This is a genomic window from Kribbella ginsengisoli (assembly GCF_039537185.1).
GTDB classification, from domain to species: domain Bacteria; phylum Actinomycetota; class Actinomycetes; order Propionibacteriales; family Kribbellaceae; genus Kribbella; species Kribbella koreensis.
In genome coordinates this window covers 1,379,424-1,399,405 of the sequence record NZ_BAABAA010000001.1, presented here as the reverse complement: position 1 = coordinate 1,399,405, position 19,982 = coordinate 1,379,424, and the positions used below count along the sequence as shown (strand labels likewise).

The window sequence follows — 19,982 nt, the reverse complement described above, 5'->3', positions numbered from 1 at the left end:
GGTGAGATGAGTCAGAGCACTGACCTTGCCCGGGCACAGGAGCGGTTCGCGCGCCGGCAGCGGTTGGTGCGCTGGCGCGGCTGGTTGCCCTGGGCGGTCGGCGGTGTGATCGTCCTGCTCGCCGGGGTGATCGCCTGGTTGTTCTACTTCTCGTCAGTGCTCGCGGTCTCCGGGGTGAAGGTGGCCGGCGCCGATACGGTGCCGGTGGCAACCATCACCCAGGTCGCCGCGGCACCGCTGGGAACGCCGCTGGCCAAGGTCGACCTGACCGCGATCGCGGACCGGGTGCGGACGATCCAGTCGGTCGCGGACGCACAGGTGACCAGGGCCTGGCCGAACCAGCTCAAGATCGTGGTGACCGAGCGGGTGCCGGTGGTGGTCGTCACCGACGGCAGCAACTTCGAGCTGGTCGATGCGACCGGGGTGGCCTTCAAGACGGTGCCGGCCCGGCCGGTGGATCTGCCCGAGGCGCTGGTGGTCGGGACGCGACGGGAAGTCACGATCAGTTCGGTGGTGAAGGTTTCGGCGGCCCTGCCGGAGACGCTGCGGGCGCAGGTGAACTCGATCTCGGCCGCTTCGCCGGACTCGATCACCCTCAACCTCGGGTCCAACGTGAAGGTGGTCTGGGGCAGCGCCGATGACAGTGAGCGAAAGGCCGAAGTACTCAGCGTGCTGATGAAGCGGGACGCGAAGGTCTACGACGTCTCGGCGCCCGATCTCCCTGTCACCAAAGGGGAAAAGAAGTGACCGTGCCCACATCGGGCATACATCGTGGTACCGGCGGCGAGGCGCGTGGACATTGCCGGAGCGTCTCCCGTAGCGTTCGAGGGAATCTAGGGTTGACAGAACTCTAATCATGTACTTGAGGTAAAGGCTTTTCCGTCGTCGAAGCGATCGGCGGACGGGAGGGTCCGAGGCAGGCGCAGCTCGGACGGCCAACTGGCCATAACGGGAACAGAACGAGGCGAGAGGCGCGGACGTGGCGGCACCGCAGAACTATTTGGCACTCATCAAGGTCGTCGGCATCGGCGGAGGCGGCGTCAACGCCGTCAACCGGATGATCGAGCACGGTCTGAAGGGCGTTGAGTTCATCGCCATCAACACCGACGCCCAGGCGCTGTTGATGAGCGACGCGGACGTCAAGCTCGACATCGGCCGGGAGGAGACCCGGGGCCTCGGCGCCGGCGCGAACCCGGCGATCGGGCAGAAGGCCGCCGAGGACCACGCGGAGGAGATCGAGGAGGCGCTGAAGGGCGCCGACATGGTCTTCGTCACCGCGGGTGAGGGCGGTGGCACCGGTACCGGCGGCGCGCCCGTGGTGGCCCGGATCGCCCGCTCGCTCGGCGCGCTCACCATCGGTGTGGTCACCCGGCCGTTCTCGTTCGAGGGCAAGCGCCGCGCGACCCAGGCGGAGGACGGTATCTCCGCCCTGCGTGAAGAAGTCGACACCCTGATAGTGATTCCGAATGACCGCCTCCTCACCATCTCCGACCGCGCCGTCTCCGTGCTGGACGCCTTCAAGCAGGCCGACCAGGTGCTGCTGCAGGGTGTTTCCGGTATCACCGACCTGATCACCACCCCCGGCCTGATCAACGTCGACTTCGCCGACGTCAAGGCCGTCATGTCCAACGCCGGCTCGGCGCTGATGGGGATCGGCTCGTCCCGCGGCGAGGACCGCGCGGTGGCGGCGGCCGAGGCGGCCATCTCGTCTCCGTTGCTGGAGGCAAGCATCGAGGGCGCGCACGGCGTCCTGCTGTCGATCGCGGGCGGTTCCGACCTGGGCCTGTTCGAGATCAACGAGGCCGCCCAGCTGGTCTCGGAGTCGGCGCACACCGACGCGAACATCATCTTCGGCGCCGTGATCGACGACGCGCTCGGCGACGAGGTCCGGGTGACCGTGATCGCGGCCGGCTTCGACGGCGGGATGCCGAAGCGCCGCGAGCAGGCGATGAACCAGGCCCGCCCGCAGAACAAGCTCCCCGCCGCCGGCGGCGACGTCGCCACCCAGGGCATCCCCCGCGCCACCCAGGCCGAGGCCCACACCCAGGCCCAGCAGCCGGCGAACCAGCCGCCCTACGGCACGCCGCCCGCGAACACGACGGCCGCTGCCGAGCCCGCCAACCAGAACACTGGCGGCCAGGCCGCTAATGGTCAGGGAGCTGCTGGCCAGGGCGCCGCTGGGCAAGGGAACTTCGGGCAGGGGACTGCCGGCCAGGGCGCCGGGGGCCAGGGCGGGTTCGGGCAGGGCACGACCGCAGGGTCGCCTGCGCCGAGCTACCAGCCGCCGGCGGGGACGCCGACCGACGACACCGTGCCGGTGCCGAACACGGACCAGCAGCGGGGCACCACGCACTCGGCCCGGCCGCAGGGCGGCGAGCCGGTCCGTACGGCGCAGCCGACCGGCTCGCCGTCGAACCAGCCGCCGGTGCCGCACACGCCCGCCTCTCCGGCACCGTCTGCCCAGCCGACCCAGCACAGCTGGCCGACCACCGGCCCGTCGAACTCACCGTCCTCGCAGCCCGCTCCGCAGCGTCAGCCGCGCAAGCCGGACAACGACGAGGACGACCTCGACATCCCGGACTTCTTGAAGTAAGCGGACAACTTGTGGTGCACCGGGTCGGTGCCGGCGATCAGCCGGCGCCGACCCGGTTTCAGTTCGGCGGTGTCAGCTGGGCGGTGTCAGTTGGGTGGGTCGGCTCGGGCTGCTGGGGGCGGTAGACCGAGACGAGGACGCCGTAGCGGGCTTCGCCCGGGCCGGCGTCCACGAGGTTGTGGACCATTTCGTCGAGGCGGGCCTGGAGTTCCTCGGCCTGGGTCTCGGTCAGGCGGATGTTGCGGAGGTTCAGCATCGGCCGGCCGGTGGCTGACTGCAGTTCGGCTGCGACCGCCTGGAGGGTGACGGCGGTGTTGGCGCGTTCGCCTTCGCCGGTGAAGTCGAACAGCTTCGCTGCGCGGCGGTAGTACTGCTCGGTCCCGCCGCGCACCTGGCGGGTCTCCACGACGCGGACCATGCCGGCGTCTCGCAGTACGCCGAGATGGTGGGCGACGTTGCCCTTCGCCGTACCGAGTGAGGTCGCGAGCTGGCTGATCGTCGCCGCCTCCTGTCCGAGCGCGAACAGCAGTCTGTGCCGCAGTGGATGCCCCAGCGCCTTGAACTGCTCCGCGGTGGAGATCTCCAGCCGGTCCACCATCTCGTCGGTCATGGATCAAGCGTCAAGGGTTCTTGACGCTTTGTCAATCCGGGTGTTTGAATCCTCGCCATGCGCACAGACGAGATTGCCGAACTGATCGACCGGCTCGCGACCCTGGTCAGCGAGCTCTACGTGTTCCCCGAGGTCGGCGCCGAGATCGCCACCCGCCTGAAAGCGGCCGCGGCGGACGGGCGGTACGACGCCCTGGCCGAGCCCGAGGAGTTGGCGGCCCGGGTGACGGCTGACCTGCAGGAGGGCAACCAGGATCGGCACCTGCGGCTGAAGTTCCATGTCGACGAGGTGGTCGACGAGACCGATCCGGTGGCCGAGGATGCGGCGTGGCGCCGGCATGCCGAGCTGACCGCGGGCGGGATGGCTCGGGTGGAGCGGCTGGCGGGCAACATTGGTCTACTCGAGATCCGGCCGTTGATCTTCGATCCGACGCATGCCGGTGCCGCCGTGAGCGCCGCCATGTCGTTGCTGTCGGCAACGGATGCGCTGATGATCGACCTGCGCCGCTGCCTGGGTGGTTCGCCGGACATGGTGACGTTCCTGTGCAGCCACTTCTTCGACGGCGAGCCGGTCCACCTGAACGATCTGGTCACTCCCGCCGACGGTACGGTCCGCCAGTTCTGGACCATTCCGCACCTGCCCGGGCCGCGCTTCGGTGGTACCAAGCCGATCTGGGTGCTGACCAGCTCGACCACCTTCTCGGCCGCCGAGGAACTCACCTACGACCTCCAGCAACTCGGCCGCGCCACCGTCATCGGCGAGCGCACCGGCGGCGGCGCCCACCCGCGCGACGGCTTCAAACTCCACCCCCACCTCGAAGCCACCATCCCGATCAAGCGCGCGATCAACCCCACCTCCCAAACCAACTGGGAAGGCACCGGCGTCATCCCCGACCTGGAACTCCCCGCCCCAAGCGCATTCGACGAGGCCTACAGCCAAGCCCTCGACCACGTCCTCGCCCTCCCCACCGACCCCGCCCGTCGCGCGCTGAACGACGAGGCGCGCGAAGCGCGCGAGGCACTGAGCGCCGCCCCCGCGCACGCCGACGCTCCGCGCTGACCCTCGACCCGGCTCCCACTCCGCGCTGTGCGCGCGCACCTCGCTCTTCCCCGTCCGCCGCGCCCGCCTGCGCAGCAGGTGGGCGCGGCGGACGGATAGCCTTTGAATGTGTTCGGTTATGACGAGGTTCGAGATGGTGTCCGCTTCGCCTTCACCGATCGGTTCGGGGGAGCGAGCCAACCGCCGTACGGGGAACTGAACCTGGGGAGTGCGCAGGGGGACGAGGCTTCAGCGATCGCCGAGAACTTCCGGCTGGTCGCGACCGAGTTCGGGGTCGCGCCGGAGCGGGTGATCCGGGTCAACCAGGTCCACGGCCCCGACGTCCACGTCGTCGGACCCGGCGACATCGCGATCGACCCGCGCCCGCGCGCCGACGCGATGGTGACCACCCAGTCCGATGTCGTGCTCTGCGTCCGCGCCGCCGACTGCCTCCCCGTCCTCCTCGCGGACCAGACCAATGGCGTGATCGGCGCCGCCCACTCGGGCCGCAAAGGCCTGTACGTCGGGGTGGTACCGGCCACCGTCAAGGCGATGCGCGCCCTCGGAGCCGAGCACATCACCGCAGTACTCGGCCCGTACGCCTGCGGAAACTGCTACGAGGTCCCCGCCGACATGCGAGCCGAGGTCGCCGAACGTGTCCCGGCCTCGTACGCCGAGACGAGCTGGGGCACCCCGTCGATCGACGTCGCCGCCGGTGTCGCCGCCCAGTTGGCCGAGCTCGATTGCACCGTCGTCAAGGCGACCGCCTGCACGATCGAGTCGGAGAACCTCTACTCGTACCGCCGTGAAGGCGCCGTCAGCGGCCGGATGGCCGGCCTGATCAGGCTGCCGTCGAGACTGGCCGCCGCGTGACCGGCACCCGGGAGGAGGAGCTCAGCGCCAACGTCAAGGCGGCACGTGAGCGGATCCAGGCGGCCTGTGTGGCGGCCGGGAGGCCTGAGGGGTCGGTCACCCTCATCGGGATCACCAAAACCTTCCCGATCAGCGATGTACGGGCACTGGCGGCGCTCGGAGTACGGGACCTGGGCGAGAACCGGGAACAGGAGCTCAAGGTCAAGGCGCCCGACTGCCAGGACGTCACCTGGCACTTCGTCGGCCAGCTGCAGTCGAACAAGGCCCGTTCGGTCGTCCGCAACGCCTCGGTGGTGCACTCGGTCGACCGGTCGTCCCTGGTGACGGCACTGTCCCGGGCTGCAGTCGACGAAGGCCGGGTACTGCGCTGCCTGCTGCAGGTGAGCCTGGCGGAGTACGGGCGGGAAGAGGTGGCGACGGGGATGAGCCGCGGTGGCGTCGCGCCTGCCGACGTACCGGCGCTGGCCGCTGAGGTCGCCGCGGCTGACGGGCTGGAGCTGGGTGGCGTGATGGCTGTGGCGCCGCTCGGGTCCGATCCCGACGAGGCGTTCGCCGGCCTGGAAGCAGTAGCGTCCCGGCTACGCTCCGAACATCCGGGCGCGGACTGGATCTCCGCTGGGATGAGCGGCGATCTGGAGGCCGCGATCAGGCGTGGGGCGACACACGTTCGGCTCGGGCGCGCATTACTCGGTACACGTACTCCTCTGGGCTAGTGTCGACATCGAGACTCGACCGAAGGGCTGGAGGGCCATGAGCGGCGCGTTGCGCAAGATGGGTGTGTACCTCGGCTTGGTCGAGGACGGCGAGCGCTACAACGCGCGCTATGACGACGAGTACGACGATGGCTACGACGACGAGTACGACGAAGAAGCCGTCGACGGGGAGTCCGACGAGACCGCGCCGGTGCCGGATCGCGGCGCCGAGCAGCAGGTCGGCACGGTCAGCAAGTTTCCAGATCGACGTGGCGTCACCGCTTCATCCCCGGAGGTTACCGAGTTGGCCCGCATCACCACCGTGCACCCGCGCAGCTACAACGAGGCGCGCGTGATCGGTGAGCACTTCCGCGACGGCACCCCCGTCATCATGAACCTGACCGAGATGGACCACGCGGACGCCAAGCGGCTGGTGGACTTCGCCGCCGGGCTGATCTTCTGCTGCCGGGGCTCGATCGAGCGGATCACCACCAAGGTCTTCCTGGTCTGCCCGCCGAACGTGACGCTGGCCGCGGAGGAGAAGGAAAAGATCGCCGCCGACGGGTTCTACAACCAGAGCTGAGGACGTGGCTTCGGCCGTCTTCTACACTCTTGTCTGACATGGATGCTCTCGTGCTCGTCCTCGGTGTTCTGAGCTGGGTTCTGCTCGCCTTCTTCCTGATGCTGGTGGCCCGGTTCGTCCTCAGCCTGATCGTGATGTTCGCGCCGCAATGGCACCCGAAAGGGCCGCTGCTGTTGCTGTTCGAGCTGATCTACTCGGTGACCGATCCGTTTCTCCGGCCACTGCGCCGGATCCTGCCGCCGATCGGCGCGGGTGGCATCCGGGTCGACCTGTCGATGCTGATGTTGTTCGTCCTCGTCTCGCTGGCGATGTCGATCAACTCCACCGCGATCCGGTCGATCTGAGCCGGTGACGACAAGCGTGAGGATGCGACCAGCTGGGTAGGAGCCGCCCGGAAACACCGACCATGGGGACCGTTATCGCCCGCCCGGATTCCGCCAGAACACAACGAAGCGATAACGTGATCTACTGAGTCGCCGAGGTCCAGGCCACGACGACTCCGCCAAGACACAGACAAACGAGGTGAAAGATGCCGCTGACGCCGGATGACGTCCGCTCGAAGCAGTTCACGCCCGTCCGATTGCGGGAGGGCTACGACGTCACTGAGGTCGACTCCTTCCTCGACGAGGTCGAAGCAGAGCTCGAGCGACTTCTCGCCGAGAACGAGGAGCTGCGGGCCAAGCTTGCCGCGGCCCAGCGCGCCGGCAGTGGGCAGGACCGCCCGGTGGTCGACCAGACCGCCGCCCTGCCGCCTGTCGTGCAGCAGCCCAAGCCGGCCCCCGTGGTCGTCGAGAAGCCCAAGGAAGAGCCGCCGCCAGTCGTCGCTCCGGTTGTAGCCGCCGCGGGGGCTGCTGCGGCAGCAGGAACCGTCGGCGACGCCTCCAGCTCCGCCGTGCGGCTGCTGGAGATGGCCACCAAGCACTCCGACGACCTGGTCCAGGAGGCGAAGGACACCGCCGACAAGATCATCGGCGAGGCCCGCGCCAAGGCCGAGCGGCTGGAGAACGAGGCACGGGGCAAGGCCGACCGGATGACCGGTGAGGCCCGTGCCCGCGCCGAGAAGCTGGACGGCGAGATCGCCGAGCGCCGTGCTCAGATGCTCGGCACGCTGGAGAAGCAGAAGGGTCAGCTCGAGCGCACCATCGACGACCTGCACGCGTACGAGCGTGAGTACCGCAGCCGCCTGAAGACGTACTTCACCGAGCAGCTCAAGGCGCTCGGCAACGGCGACGACACGCTCAGCCCGCGCAACGGCTTCCGCCCGGAGGCCCGCGCCCAGGCTCACGGCCACGGCGTTTAAGCACTACCTGTAGTGACGTAGTACCTGGTCTTTGGCGTGACTAGGGGCGGTGCTAATCCGGCAGCACCGCCTCTTTGTCATGTCCGGACTTTTCTGACTCAGGGTTGTTCTTTCGTGACTAAGGGTCCCCACTGCCGGCCGCCGGAATTCACGGCCAGCTGAGTGGGGCCTTCTGTCCGCTGAGCCTCGCGACATCGGTGATCCGCAGCCGGTAGGGCGTCAGTCTCAGGAGCGAGACGATTTCGCTCGGCGGTCCGTCCGCGAAGACGGACCAGAAGTCGAACCCCAGTGGTTCGGGGGCAGCTCGGTACAGCTCCCAGACGCGTTGCCGGGTCGGCACGTCGTCGATCCACTCCGCCCGGCAGTCCGCGAACGCGGTGTCGTGGCTCGGATCCCAGTAGCTGCAGCTCAGGTACGGCGAGTTGGCCAGGTGGGCCACCTTGACCGGAGTCGGCCTGGTGACGATCCAGCCGACCAGCTGGTCGCCGTCGAGCTCCCAGTACGGATGCAGGACCCGTGACCGCGGCCGGCCGTGCCGGTCGACCGTCGCCACCGTGCACCAGACGATCCGGTGCGCCACCTCGATGAACTCCTTCTGCACATTTTCCACAACCATGGTTGTAGATTATCCGATGCACAACCATGGTTGTACAGTTCTGGGCATGGCAGCCTTCGACCCCGCCGACGCAGACCTCTCGCTGGCCTCCCTCTTCACCGGCTGGGCCCTCGCCGACGAACTCCAGCGCCGCCTGGCCGTCGACGGCTTCGAGGACTCACGCTTCGCCGACGGCGTCGTCTTCCAGCATCTGGTCACCGCACCTGTGACGATCAGCACTCTCGCCGACCTCCTGGGCGTCACCCAGCAAGCCGCCTCGAAGTCGGTCGCCGACCTGCAAGCGCGTGGCTACCTTTCCCGCGCCGCGGACCCCACCGACGCCCGAGCCAAACTCGTCACCCTCACCCCTCGCGGCCAGGCGATCATCGCCGCTGCCCGCAAACACCGAGCCGCCATCGACCGCGAACTCCAAAAGGCACTGGGCCCCGACCGGGTCGAGTCCGCCCGCCAACTCCTGATCGACGCCCTCCACCACCTCAACGCAACCCCAGCCCTCCAGTCCCGCCGAGTCCGCCCACCCACCTAACCCCTCCGCAATCAGTCGCCAACAGCAACGACCCGCCCCCCACGCACGCACAACCCCCCGAGCAATCGCTCACCCCCGGCGTGTCGGGCCAGTCAGCGGGAGTTGTGCATGCACGGCGATCCGCCCCGCGACGAACCGACTCATCCGGCCTGATCCGGCCTGATCGGGCGCCGGCTGGCGGGTTATTCGGCCGCTGGCGACCTGTAGGGCGTCAGCGGCCGAAGGAACGCCGTTCGCCGGCGGGTTCTTGTACCGCCGGCGTGATGCTGACGTCGGCGGGCCGAAGAGCTGTCAGTGGCCGGCCGGCGTATCGGCAACCCCGGATCCACCCGATCGTCGGGTTAGGCCTTGGTGAGCCAGTAGGTCAGGCCCAGGTCGTCGTCGGTTCCGGTGGTCAGGGCGTCCGTTGCCGGGGGAGCCGCCTGGGTGAGGGTGGTGGCGAGTACCTCGCGACCGATCTCGTCCGCGTGCTTGCCGAGGGCATCGGACAGCTCCGAGTCCGTGCTGGTGAGCCAGACGGTGATCCGGTCGGAGACCTCGAGGCCGGAGTTCTTGCGGGCCTCCTGCAACGTCCGGACCACCTCGCGGGCGAGGCCGGCCTGCTTCAGCTCGGGGGTGATTTCGAGGTCGAGGGCAACGGTCTCGCCCTGCTCGTTCACCACCGACCAGCCCTCCCGCGGCCGCTCCGACAAGAGCACCTCGTCGGCGCTGACCTGGACCTCTTCGCCGTCGACCAGGACGGTCGCCGTGTTGGAGGCCTTGAGCGCCGCGGCCAGACCCGCGGCGTCGGCAGCAGCGATGGCGGCCGCGACGACCGGGGTCTGCTTGGCGAAGCGCTTGCCGAGCTCGCGGAAGTTGCCCTTCGCCGAGTAGTCGATCAGGTTCTCGCCGGCCGACGACAGCGGCGCGACCGTGCCGACGTTGAGCTCTTCGGCGATCTCGCGGAGGAGCTCGTCGTCCAGATCAGCGATCGCGGCCGACCCGACCAGCGCGCGGCCGAGCGGCTGCCGGGTACGGACCTTCGCCTCGGCCCGCGCGGACCGGCCGAGTTCGACAACCCGCCGAGCCATCGACACGTGCGTCGCCAGCCGGTCGTCGATCACGGAGGCGTCGTACTCCGGGAAAGCGGCAAGGTGCACCGACTCCGCCAGCCCCGGCGTGACCGGGCGGAACACGTCCTGCCAGACCCGCTCGGTGACGAACGGGGTCAGCGGCGCCATCAGCCGGGTCAGCACGTCGAGCGTCTCGTGCAGCGTGGCCAGTGCGCCGGCATCGCCCGCCCAGAAGCGCCGGCGCGAGCGGCGTACGTACCAGTTGGACAGCGCGTCGACGAACTGGCTGATCAGAGCGCCGAGCTTCTGCGTGTCGTACGCCGCGTACGCCTCGTCCGTGTCGCGGACCAACCGGTGCGTCTCGCTGACCAGCCACCGGTCGAGCACCGAGCGCTCGGCCACCGGGGGAGCGGCAGCCGTCGGCGACCAGTCGGCCAACCGGGCGTACAGGGCGTGGAAGGCGGCCGTGTTCCAGTAGGTCAGCATGACCTTGCGGACGATCTCGTTGAGCACGTTCGGCCCAATGCCGCGCGCCTTCCACGGCGAGCCGGAGCAGGCCATGAACCAGCGCACCGCGTCGGCGCTGTGGTTGTCCATCAGCGGGATCGGCTCGAGGATGTTGCCCAGGTGCTTGGACATCTTCCGGCCGTCCTCGGCCAGGATGTGCCCGAGGCAGACGACGTTGCGGTACGACGACTCGTCGAACACCAGCGTGCCGATCGCCATCAGCGTGTAGAACCAGCCACGCGTCTGGTCGATCGCCTCGGAGATGAAGTCCGCCGGGTACGACTTCTTGAACTTCTCCTGTGACCCCTCGGCCCACGGGTAGCCCCACTGCGCGAACGGCATCGCGCCCGAGTCGTACCAGGCGTCGATCACCTCGGCGACCCGCGTCGACGCCTCGCCACAGGTCGGGCAGGCGAAGGTGATGTCGTCGACGAACGGCCGGTGCGGGTCGGTCGCGCTCAGGTCGCGACCGGCCAGCTCGCCGAGCTCGGCCAGCGAGCCGACGCAGACCTGGTGGTCGTCGGCGCAGCGCCAGATCGGCAGCGGCGTACCCCAGAAGCGGGAGCGGGAGACGGCCCAGTCGATGTTGTTGCGCAGCCAGTCGCCGTACCGGCCCCACTTGACCGAGTCCGGGTACCAGTTGGTCTTCTCGTTCTCCCGGAGCAGTGCGTCCTTCACCTGGGTGGTGCGGATGTACCAGGACGGCAGCGCGTAGTACATGACAGGGGTGTGGCAGCGCCAGCAGTGCGGGTACGGGTGCTCGTACGGCACGTGCTTGAACAGGACGCCGCGGTCGCGCAGATCGTTGACCAGGTCCTCGTCGGCCTTCTTGAAGAACTGTCCGCCGACCAGCGGCACGTCAGCCTTGAACGTGCCGTCCGACTCGACCGGGTTGACCACAGGGAGGTTGTAGGCGCGGCTGACGATGAGGTCGTCGGCACCGAACGCAGGAGCCTGGTGTACCAGACCAGTACCGTCCTCAGTGGTCACATAGTCGGCCAGTACTACGTAATGCGCCGCCTCAGTGAACTCCACCAGCTCGAACGGCCGCTGGTACGTCCAGTGCTCCATGTCATGTCCGACGTACCGGTCAGTGACCGTCCAGCCCTCGCCCAGCGCGCTCACCAGCGGCTCAGCCACGACCAGCGACTCGTTGCCGTCGGTGGCGACCACATAGTCGACGTCCGGGTGCACAGCGACAGCCGTGTTGGACACCAGCGTCCAGGGGGTCGTCGTCCAGACCAGGAGCGACGCCTTGCCGGCCAGCGGGCCAGAGGTGAGCGGGAAGCGGACGTAGACCGACGGGTCGATGACTGTCTCGTAGCCCTGGGCGAGCTCGTGATCCGACAGGCCGGTGCCGCAGCGGGGGCAGTACGGAGTGATCCGGTAGTCCTCGACGAGCTGACCCTTGTCGTGGATCTGCTTGAGCGACCACCACACCGACTGCACGTACTCCGGGTCCATCGTCCGGTACGGGTGCTCCATGTCCACCCAGTAGCCCATCCGGGTGGTCAGGTCGGCGAAGGCGTCGACGTGCCGGAGTACCGACTCGCGGCACTTGGCGTTGAACTCGGCGATCCCGAAGGCCTCGATGTCCTTCTTGCCGCTGAACCCGAGCTCCTTCTCCACCGCCACCTCGACCGGCAGGCCGTGGCAGTCCCAGCCGGCCTTGCGCTCGACCGAGAAGCCCTTCATCGTCCGGTAGCGCGGGAACACGTCCTTGAAGACGCGCGCCTCGATGTGGTGCGTGCCGGGCATGCCGTTCGCGGTCGGCGGGCCCTCGAAGAAGGTCCACGGCTCACCGCCGGCAGTCTGCTCGAGACTCTTCGCGAAGGTGTCCTGCTCGTCCCAGTGCGCGAGCACGTCGCGCTCGATCGCCGGCAGATCGACCTGCGCCGGGATCTGTAGCCAACCGTTGGTGGTGGGGTTCTCCGCCATTTCCTTCGTTCCTTCGTCGAGCGTCGTGCCTGCCGGACGAAGGGACGAGGCCTCGGCGTCGTCGCCGGGCTCCGCGGTACCACCCTCCTTGGCCGGTCCCTGGGGACCTGCCCACTTCGTTACGCTCCGCTGCCGGGTCTAGTGAGTCCGTGATGGACCGTTCTTCCGGCGGCTCCGGGGTGATCGCCCCATCACTGCCTTGCGGTGTGCCGGGCCAGTGTACGACTCCGTACCATCCGGCTACGAATCGTTAATCGCTGGTCAGGACGGGATCCGTCCCCGACAATGCTCGTGCGGGTTGCTGAGACGGTGCCGAAACTGAAGCAATTGCTTGCCTGAAGAAGCTCCGAGACGCGGCTGTGACGCGCGGAACATCGAGTGGGCTTGAAGAACCGACTACCGTATGTCCACGGTCTGCGCGTCGGGCTGGCACGTGGCCTTCACGTGACCTACTGTCTTGCGACCAGTCCGCTTCAGTCTCCGACGAAGGCAGGGGGTAGTCGACCATGGCTACATCGGCTCCGAAGAAGTCCGCCCCCAGACGTCCCGCCGCGGTCTCGAAGAGTGCCGCGCAATCCGCCGAACCGGTCGCCACGAAGGCACCGGCCAACCAGCCTTCAGCGAAGAAGGCCGCTGCCAAGCAGACTCCGACGAAGAGGGTGGCCATGAAGACGAACGAGAACCGCAGTCCGGCGACTGCACCGGCCAAGGTGCCTGCGAAGAAAGCCGAGAACTTCACCGTCAAGGACGGCGAGACGCCGTGGACCGCGGCCGAGATGGAGGAGCTGCGCGGCGAGCTGGAGGCCGACGCGATCCATCTGAAGGAAGAGATCCGCGACGCCGAGCAGGAGATCGTCGGGCTGCTCCGCGACGGTGGCGACGGGGCCGGCAACGACCAGGCCGACGTCGGGTCGACGACGCTGGAGCGCGACCACGAGATGTCGCTGGCCCGGAACGCGAGCGACATGCTCGACCAGATCGAGCGCGCCCTGTCCCGGATCGACGACGGCACCTACGGCGTCTGCGAGAGCTGCGGCAAGGCGATCGGCAAGGGTCGGTTGCAGGCGTTCCCGCGTGCGACACTGTGCGTGTCATGCAAAGAACGCGAAGAACGCCGCTGAGCAACCCCGAACCGTCCGACCTGCCAGCGGACGACTCACCAGACCCCAAGCCGGAACCGGCCGACCTCGAGTCGGCCGGTTCCTCGCCGTCCCGTTCCCCTCGACTGATCGGCCTGTTCGCCGCGGTCGGTCTGCTGGTGCTTGGGCTGGATCAGTTGACCAAGGTGCTGGCTCTGCATCATCTGACGCCGGGGGAGCCGGTCAATGTCATCGGCTCTCTGCTCAAGTTCAATCTGATCCGGAATCCGGGAGCGGCTTTCAGTTTGGGGTCGAATCTGACGCCGGTGATCAGTGCGATTCAGATCATCGTGGCGGTCGGAGTGGTGTACCTGTCGCGCAAGCTCGGGTCCATCGGGTGGGCGGTGGCGTTCGGGCTGCTGTTCGGCGGGGCGATCGGGAACATCACGGACCGGGTGTTCCGGGAGCCGTCGCCGTTCCACGGGCATGTGGTCGACTTCCTGCAGACGCCGCACTGGGCGATCTTCAACGTCGCGGACATGGCGGTGACCTCGGCGGCGATCCTGCTGGTGATCCAGACCCTGCGCGGCATCCGGCTGGACGGTACGAAAGATATGGGGAAGAAGTGAGCGGCGACGCACGCACGGTGATGATTCCCGACGGCCTCGCCGGTGAGCGGCTCGACGCCGCGCTGTCCCGCCTCTTCGGGGTCTCCAGGACCAAGGCCGCCGAGATGATCGAGTCCGGCCTGGTCCAGATGGACGGCTCGCCGGCGCTGAAGTCCGCCCGCGTCTCCGCCGGGGTCATGCTCGACGTCGAGCTCCCAGCGCCGCCGGGTGAGATCACCGTCGTACCGGAGACCGTCGACAATCTCCGCATCGTCCACGACGACGACGAGATCATCGTCGTCGACAAGCCGGTCGGAGTCGCCGCCCACCCGTCGCCGGGCTGGACCGGCCCGACCGTGATCGGCCACCTCGCCGGCGCCGGCTTCAGCATCTCCACCAGCGGCGCCGCCGAGCGCAAGGGCATCGTCCACCGCCTCGACGTCGGTACGTCGGGCCTGATGGTGGTCGCCAAGACGGAGTACAGCTACACCGTGCTCAAGCGCGCCTTCAAGGAGCGCACGGTCAAGAAGATCTACCACGCGCTGGTCCAGGGTCACCCCGACCCGTTCACCGGCACCGTGGACGCCCCGATCGACCGCCACCCGCACCACGACTACAAGTTCGGCGTGGTAGCCGGCGGCAAACCGAGTGTCACCCACTACGAGACGCTCGAGGCGTTCCGCTTCGCCACTCTCCTCGAGATCACCCTCGAGACCGGCCGGACCCACCAGATCCGCGTCCACATGTCCGCCATCGGCCACCCCTGCGCCGGCGACCTCACCTACGGCGCCGACCCGGTCCTGGCCGAACGCCTCGAACTCTCCCGCCAATGGCTCCACGCCATGCGCCTCGGCTTCACCCACCCCGGCAGCGGCGAGTACGTCGAGTACACCTCGGAGTACCCGGCCGACCTCGACAACGCACTGAACAAACTCGCCGCCGACCAGTAGCGATGAAGCTGTACCTGTCCTCCTTCCGGCTGGGCGACCACCCCGAGCACCTGGTCGCCCTACTCCCGGAGGCCGGCCGGGTCGCAGTCATCTGCAACGCCATCGACGCCGAGGATCCCGCGGTACGCCGGGACGAAGTCGCGGCCGAGCTCACCTGGCTCCGCGACCTCGGACTGCGCCCCGAGGAGTTGGACCTGCGCTCGTACTCCGAACGCGGCGCCCGCGCCGGCCAGGACCTCGGCGCGCGCCTCGCGGAGTACGACGGTCTATGGGTCCGCGGCGGCAACGTCTTCGTACTCCGGGCCGCCATGGCCACCAGTGGCGCAGATCTGATCCTGCCCGGGTTGATCACCTCGGAGACTGTCGTCTACGCGGGGTACAGCGCCGGCTGCTGCGTGCTGGCCCCGAGTCTGCGCGGGCTGGAGTTGTGCGATCCCGTCGGGGACGTCGACGGCGAGGTGGTCTGGGACGGCCTCGGGGTGCTCGACGAGGCGATCGTGCCGCATCTCAACTCGCCGGGACACCCGGAGATGGAGTTGCTGGAGAAGGTCGTCGAGCTGTACGAACGCAGCGGGGTCGAGCACCTCAAGATGCGTGACGGGCAGGCGCTCGTGGTGGACGGACAGCGGCGCGAACTGGTGTGAAGTGGTGTCGTCCACGAACGGATATCGGGCGCTGAGTCCAGCCCTCGGTGAGCCGATTCAAAGACTGTCCATGGCCCCGCATAGGCTGGCGCAGTTCCACTCATTCACGCCTCTGGGAGGTCTGCGAAGACATGGCGTCCAGCGACAGTTTCGTGCATCTACATGTGCACACCGAGTACTCGATGCTGGACGGCGCCGCGCGGATCGACGAGTTGTTCAAAACGGCCCAGGAGATGGGTCAGCCGGCCATCGCGACCACCGACCACGGATTCGTCTTCGGGGCGTACGAGTTCTGGAAGACCGCGAAGAAGTACGACGTGAAGCCGATCATCGGCGTCGAGGCGTACCTGACGCCGCACACCCACCGCAGCGAGCGCAAGCGGGTCAAGTGGGGCGATGCGAACTCCGGCCGCGACGACGTCTCGGGTAGCGGTGCGTACACGCACATGACGCTGCTGGCGAAGAACACCGGCGGCATGCACAACCTGTTCCGGATGTCGTCGCTGGCCAGCCTCGAGGGCTACTACTTCAAGCCCCGGATGGACCGCGAGCTGCTGCAGACCTACGGCAAGGGCCTGATCGCGACCACCGGCTGCCCGTCCGGCGAGGTGCAGACCCGGCTCCGGCTGGGGCAGTACGACGAGGCCATCAAGGCGGCCGCCGAGTTCCGCGACATCTTCGGCAAAGAGAACTACTACTGCGAGCTGATGGACCACGGGCTCGGCATCGAGCGCGACATCCAGGGCGACCTGCTGCGGCTGGCCAAGGAGCTCGGCCTGCCGCTGGTCGCGACCAACGACCTGCACTACACCAAGCCCGAGGACTCGGTCGCGCACGCGGCGCTGCTCTGCGTGCAGTCCGGCTCGACCCTGTCCGACCCGAACCGGTTCAAGTTCGACGCCAACGAGTTCTACGTGAAGACCGCGGCCGAGATGCGCGAGGTCTGGAAGGACTACCCGGAGGCCTGCGACAACACACTGCTGATCGCCGAGCAGTGCGACGTGAGCTTCACCGAGGGCGAGGGCCGGTTCATGCCGCGCTTCCCCTGCCCTGAGGGCCACAACGAGGAGTCCTGGTTCGTCGCCGAGGTCGAGACCGGCCTGCACAAGCGGTACCCCGCCGGGGTGCCCGATCACGTGCGCAAGCAGGCGGAGTACGAGATCGAGGTCATCACCTCGAAGGGGTACGCCGGCTACTTCCTGGTCGTCGCCGACTTCATCAACTGGGCCAAGGAGAACGGCATCCGGGTCGGCCCGGGCCGTGGCTCCGGCGCCGGCTCGATGTGCGCGTACGCGATGCGGATCACCGACCTCGACCCGCTCCAGCACGGCCTGATCTTCGAGCGCTTCCTCAACCCCGAGCGCATGTCGATGCCCGACTTCGACATCGACTTCGACGACCGTCGCCGCCCCGAGGTGATCCGCTACGTCACCGAGAAGTACGGCGACGACCGGGTCGCGATGATCGTCACCTACGGCACGATCAAGGCCAAGCAGGCGATCAAGGACGCCGGCCGGGTGCTCGACTACCCGTTCGCGATGGGCGACCGGATCACCAAGGCGATGCCGCCGGCCGTGATGGGCAAGGACGTGCCGCTGTCCGGCATCTTCGACCCGCAGCACAAGCGGTACTCCGAGGCCGGCGAGTTCCGTCAGCTGTACGAGGCCGACGCCGACGTCCGCAAGATCGTCGACACCGCCCGCGGCCTGGAGAACCTGAAGCGCCAGTGGGGTGTGCACGCGGCCGGCGTGATCATGTCCAGCGAGCCGCTGATCGACCTGATCCCGATCATGCGCCGCGACCAGGACGGCCAGATCATCACCCAGTTCGACTACCCGAGCTGCGAGACGCTCGGCCTGGTCAAGATGGACTTCCTGGGTCTGCGCAACCTGACGATCATGGACGACGCGGTCAAGAACGTGGAGGCCAGCCGCGGGATCAAGCTGGACCTGGACGCGCTCGGCCGCAGCCTCGACGACAAGCCGACCTTCGAGCTGCTCGGCCGCGGTGACACGCTCGGCGTCTTCCAGTTCGACGGCGGCCCGATGCGGGCCCTGCTGCGGCTGATGAAGCCGGACAACTTCGAGGACATCTCGGCCGTCGGCGCGCTCTACCGGCCCGGCCCGATGGGCGCGAACAGCCACACCAACTACGCGCTGCGCAAGAACAAGCAGCAGGAGATCAGCTACCCGCACGACGAGCTCGCGGTCGCGCTGGAGCCGATCCTCGGGACGACGTACGGGCTGATCGTCTACCAAGAGCAAGTCATGGCGATCGCCCAGCAGCTCGGCGGCTACACGCTCGGCAAGGCGGACCTGCTCCGCCGGGCGATGGGCAAGAAGAAGCGCGAGGTGCTCGACGCGGAGTACGTCGGCTTCTCCGAGGGGATGAAGGCCAACGGCTTCTCCGCCCAGTCGATCAAGGCGCTCTGGGACGTCCTGGTCCCGTTCTCCGACTACGCGTTCAACAAGGCGCACTCGGCGGCGTACGGGCTGGTCTCGTACTGGACCGCGTACCTGAAGGCGAACTTCCCCGCTGAGTACATGGCCGCTGTGCTGACGTCCGTGAAGGACGACAAGGACAAGATGGCCATCTACCTGAACGAGTGCCGCCGGATGGGCATCAAGGTGCTGCCGCCGGACGTGAACGAGTCCGACTCCGACTTCACCCCGGTCGGCACCGACATCCGCTTCGGCATGTCCGGGATCCGCAACGTCGGCGTCAACGTGGTGGCCGAGATCGTCGCGGCCCGCCAGTCCGAGGGCCGGTTCACCGACTTCGTCGACTTCATCGACAAGGTGCCGCTGCCGGTCTGCAACAAGCGGGTGATCGAGTCGCTGGCCAAGGCCGGCTCGTTCGACTCGATGGGTCATGCCCGGCGCGCGGTCGTCGCGGTGCACGAGCAGGCCGTCGACGAGGCGATCGACCTCAAGCGGAACGAGGCGCACGGCCAGTTCGACCTGTTCTCGATGGGCGACGACGACGAGACCGAGGCCGACGGCAACAGCCGGCTGACCGTCCGGGTGCCCGAGATCGAGGAGTGGGACAAGGCCACCAAGCTCGCCCACGAGCGGGACATGCTCGGCCTGTACGTCTCCGACCACCCACTGTTCGGCGTCGAGCACGTGCTCACCAACGGCACCGACTGCACGATCGGCCAGCTGCTCGCCGACGAGGACCGGCCGGACGGCAGCAGGGTGACGATCGGCGGTCTGGTCACCGCGGTCCAGCGCAAGGTGAACAAGCGCGGTGACATCTACGCGATCGTCACCATCGAGGACCTCGAGGGTTCGATCGAGGTGATGATGTTCTCCTCGGCGTACCAGTTGCACGCGCACCTGCTGAGCAACGACGCGATCATCTTGATGAAGGGCCGGATCCGCCGGCGCGAGGACCGGGTCGAGCTGAGCGGTGACGAGGTCTCCGTGCCCGACCTGACCGAGGGACCGAGCGGCCCGGTCGTGATCACCATGCCGGTCAACCGGTGTACGCCGCCGGTGGTCGATCAGCTCCGCGACGTGCTGCAGTCGCACCCGGGCATGACCGAGGTGCAGTTGCGGTTGCAGGCGCGGCAGAAGACGACGGTGATGCGGATCGGCGACCGATTCCGGGTGACCCCGACCTCGTCGCTGATGGCGGACCTGAAGGCATTGCTGGGCCCGTCGTGCCTGGCCGGCTAGCGGGACCTGCAACACTTGCCACGTGAGTCAGCCAGTTGAGAACCCGCTCGGTCCGTCAGCGTACGGACAGGGCTATGGCCAAGCGCCCTTCGGTACGCCGGTAGTGGTTGAGGAACCCAAGTTGCCGTGGAGCCGGGCGATCGCGGTGACGATCGGGGTGTTCCTCGTCGCCGGGGCGATCGCGGGGTGGGCGTGGCAGCAGTTCTCGCCGCTCGCGCAGTACACGGTGGACGAGAACGGCGGGTCGCTCGGCGAGGAGCAGATGACGAAGGTCTTCGGACCTGACGGCACCTTCACCGCGATCGGGTTCCTGGCCGCGCTGGTGCTGGGCGCGTTGCTGTTCTGGTGGTTGCGCAACTACGGTCCGTGGGCGGTCAGCATCGTCGTACTCGGGTCGGCGCTCGGCTCGGGCGTCGCCTGGGGGGTCGGGATGCTGCTCGGGCATGACCCGCTGCAGGCGCGGCTGGAGACGGCCAAGCCGGGGGATCTGCTGGACGCTCCGCTGGAGCTGCACACCTGGACACCGCTGGCCGCCTGGCTGGTGGGCGCAGCGCTCGCCGCGGCCATCATCGCCGCCTCCACCTGGCGTGCAGATCCTGTTGCAACCGGATCGGTATCTGCCGCGTCAGAATCGTCACCGCAGGTGCATTAGCCTGTTTCGGCCGGTGGTGAGGCTACCGGCGACGTGAGGGG

17 protein-coding genes and 1 pseudogene are annotated in these 19,982 nt (G+C 68.0%); 15 read left to right on the top strand and 3 right to left on the bottom strand.

Going from position 1 to position 19,982, the window contains the following annotated elements:
- Positions 1-6 precede the first annotated feature (6 nt).
- Both ABD768_RS06245 and ftsZ read left to right on the top strand, forming a co-directional pair.
- Positions 7-747: a cell division protein FtsQ/DivIB gene (locus ABD768_RS06245; RefSeq protein WP_344838235.1), complete on the top strand. Its 741-nt coding sequence runs from the start codon at positions 7-9 to the stop codon at positions 745-747.
- 232 nt (positions 748-979) lie between these two features.
- A pseudogene (ftsZ, locus tag ABD768_RS43085) lies at positions 980-1,975 on the top strand (cell division protein FtsZ); the annotation flags it as partial.
- A 676-nt stretch (positions 1,976-2,651) separates the two neighbouring features.
- On the opposite strand, the gene ABD768_RS06235 reads toward ftsZ, so the two are convergent.
- Positions 2,652-3,203, bottom strand: coding sequence for an ArsR/SmtB family transcription factor (locus tag ABD768_RS06235; RefSeq protein ID WP_344838229.1), 552 nt, complete (start codon positions 3,201-3,203; stop codon positions 2,652-2,654).
- A gap of 57 nt (positions 3,204-3,260) precedes the next feature.
- Here ABD768_RS06235 and ABD768_RS06230 point away from each other — a divergent pair, with 57 nt between their 5' ends.
- The 6 genes from ABD768_RS06230 (at position 3,261) to ABD768_RS06205 (ending at position 7,689) form a co-directional block, all read left to right on the top strand.
- Positions 3,261-4,262 carry a S41 family peptidase gene (locus ABD768_RS06230; protein ID WP_344838226.1) on the top strand — a complete coding sequence of 334 codons (1,002 nt, stop codon included), beginning with the start codon at positions 3,261-3,263 and terminating at the stop codon, positions 4,260-4,262.
- Positions 4,263-4,370: 108 nt separating this feature from the next.
- On the top strand, positions 4,371-5,114 hold the full coding sequence (gene pgeF, locus ABD768_RS06225; protein WP_344838223.1) for a peptidoglycan editing factor PgeF: 744 nt from the start codon (positions 4,371-4,373) through the stop codon (positions 5,112-5,114).
- Positions 5,111-5,827 carry a YggS family pyridoxal phosphate-dependent enzyme gene (locus ABD768_RS06220; RefSeq protein WP_344838220.1) on the top strand — a complete coding sequence of 239 codons (717 nt, stop codon included), beginning with the start codon at positions 5,111-5,113 and terminating at the stop codon, positions 5,825-5,827. The genes pgeF and ABD768_RS06220 overlap by 4 nt, the downstream gene beginning before the upstream one ends.
- A gap of 37 nt (positions 5,828-5,864) precedes the next feature.
- On the top strand, positions 5,865-6,389 hold the full coding sequence (locus tag ABD768_RS06215) for a cell division protein SepF (protein WP_343968488.1): 525 nt from the start codon (positions 5,865-5,867) through the stop codon (positions 6,387-6,389).
- A 38-nt stretch (positions 6,390-6,427) separates the two neighbouring features.
- On the top strand, positions 6,428-6,733 hold the full coding sequence (locus ABD768_RS06210; protein ID WP_343968486.1) for a YggT family protein: 306 nt from the start codon (positions 6,428-6,430) through the stop codon (positions 6,731-6,733).
- A gap of 185 nt (positions 6,734-6,918) precedes the next feature.
- Positions 6,919-7,689, top strand: coding sequence for a DivIVA domain-containing protein (locus tag ABD768_RS06205; protein WP_343968484.1), 771 nt, complete (start codon positions 6,919-6,921; stop codon positions 7,687-7,689).
- Positions 7,690-7,837: 148 nt separating this feature from the next.
- Here the strand turns inward: ABD768_RS06205 and ABD768_RS06200 are convergent, their stop codons facing one another.
- Entirely contained in the window at positions 7,838-8,305 is a 468-nt protein-coding gene (locus tag ABD768_RS06200; RefSeq protein ID WP_344838215.1) for a pyridoxamine 5'-phosphate oxidase family protein, read from the bottom strand.
- A 46-nt stretch (positions 8,306-8,351) separates the two neighbouring features.
- Between ABD768_RS06200 and ABD768_RS06195 the strand changes: the two genes are divergently transcribed.
- Positions 8,352-8,831 (top strand): MarR family winged helix-turn-helix transcriptional regulator, encoded by a 480-nt coding sequence (locus ABD768_RS06195; RefSeq protein ID WP_344838212.1) that lies wholly within the window; start codon positions 8,352-8,354, stop codon positions 8,829-8,831.
- A 341-nt stretch (positions 8,832-9,172) separates the two neighbouring features.
- Here ABD768_RS06195 and ileS read toward each other — a convergent pair whose 3' ends face one another.
- Entirely contained in the window at positions 9,173-12,328 is a 3,156-nt protein-coding gene (gene ileS, locus ABD768_RS06190) for an isoleucine--tRNA ligase (protein ID WP_344838209.1), read from the bottom strand.
- 665 nt (positions 12,329-12,993) lie between these two features.
- Here ileS and ABD768_RS06185 point away from each other — a divergent pair.
- The 6 genes from ABD768_RS06185 to ABD768_RS06160 all read left to right on the top strand — a co-directional run bounded on the left by ABD768_RS06185 (position 12,994) and on the right by ABD768_RS06160 (position 19,941).
- Positions 12,994-13,449 carry a TraR/DksA family transcriptional regulator gene (locus ABD768_RS06185; RefSeq protein ID WP_343968476.1) on the top strand — a complete coding sequence of 152 codons (456 nt, stop codon included), beginning with the start codon at positions 12,994-12,996 and terminating at the stop codon, positions 13,447-13,449.
- Positions 13,422-14,036: a signal peptidase II gene (gene lspA, locus ABD768_RS06180; RefSeq protein WP_343968472.1), complete on the top strand. Its 615-nt coding sequence runs from the start codon at positions 13,422-13,424 to the stop codon at positions 14,034-14,036. The genes ABD768_RS06185 and lspA overlap by 28 nt, the downstream gene beginning before the upstream one ends.
- Positions 14,037-14,056: 20 nt before the next feature.
- Positions 14,057-14,965 (top strand): RluA family pseudouridine synthase, encoded by a 909-nt coding sequence (locus ABD768_RS06175; RefSeq protein WP_343968812.1) that lies wholly within the window; start codon positions 14,057-14,059, stop codon positions 14,963-14,965.
- Between the two features lie 2 nt (positions 14,966-14,967).
- Entirely contained in the window at positions 14,968-15,609 is a 642-nt protein-coding gene (locus ABD768_RS06170; RefSeq protein WP_344838204.1) for a Type 1 glutamine amidotransferase-like domain-containing protein, read from the top strand.
- Between the two features lie 131 nt (positions 15,610-15,740).
- Positions 15,741-19,289 (top strand): DNA polymerase III subunit alpha, encoded by a 3,549-nt coding sequence (gene dnaE / locus ABD768_RS06165; RefSeq protein ID WP_343968468.1) that lies wholly within the window; start codon positions 15,741-15,743, stop codon positions 19,287-19,289.
- Between the two features lie 22 nt (positions 19,290-19,311).
- Positions 19,312-19,941 (top strand): hypothetical protein, encoded by a 630-nt coding sequence (locus ABD768_RS06160; RefSeq protein WP_343968466.1) that lies wholly within the window; start codon positions 19,312-19,314, stop codon positions 19,939-19,941.
- Positions 19,942-19,982: the final 41 nt, after the last annotated feature.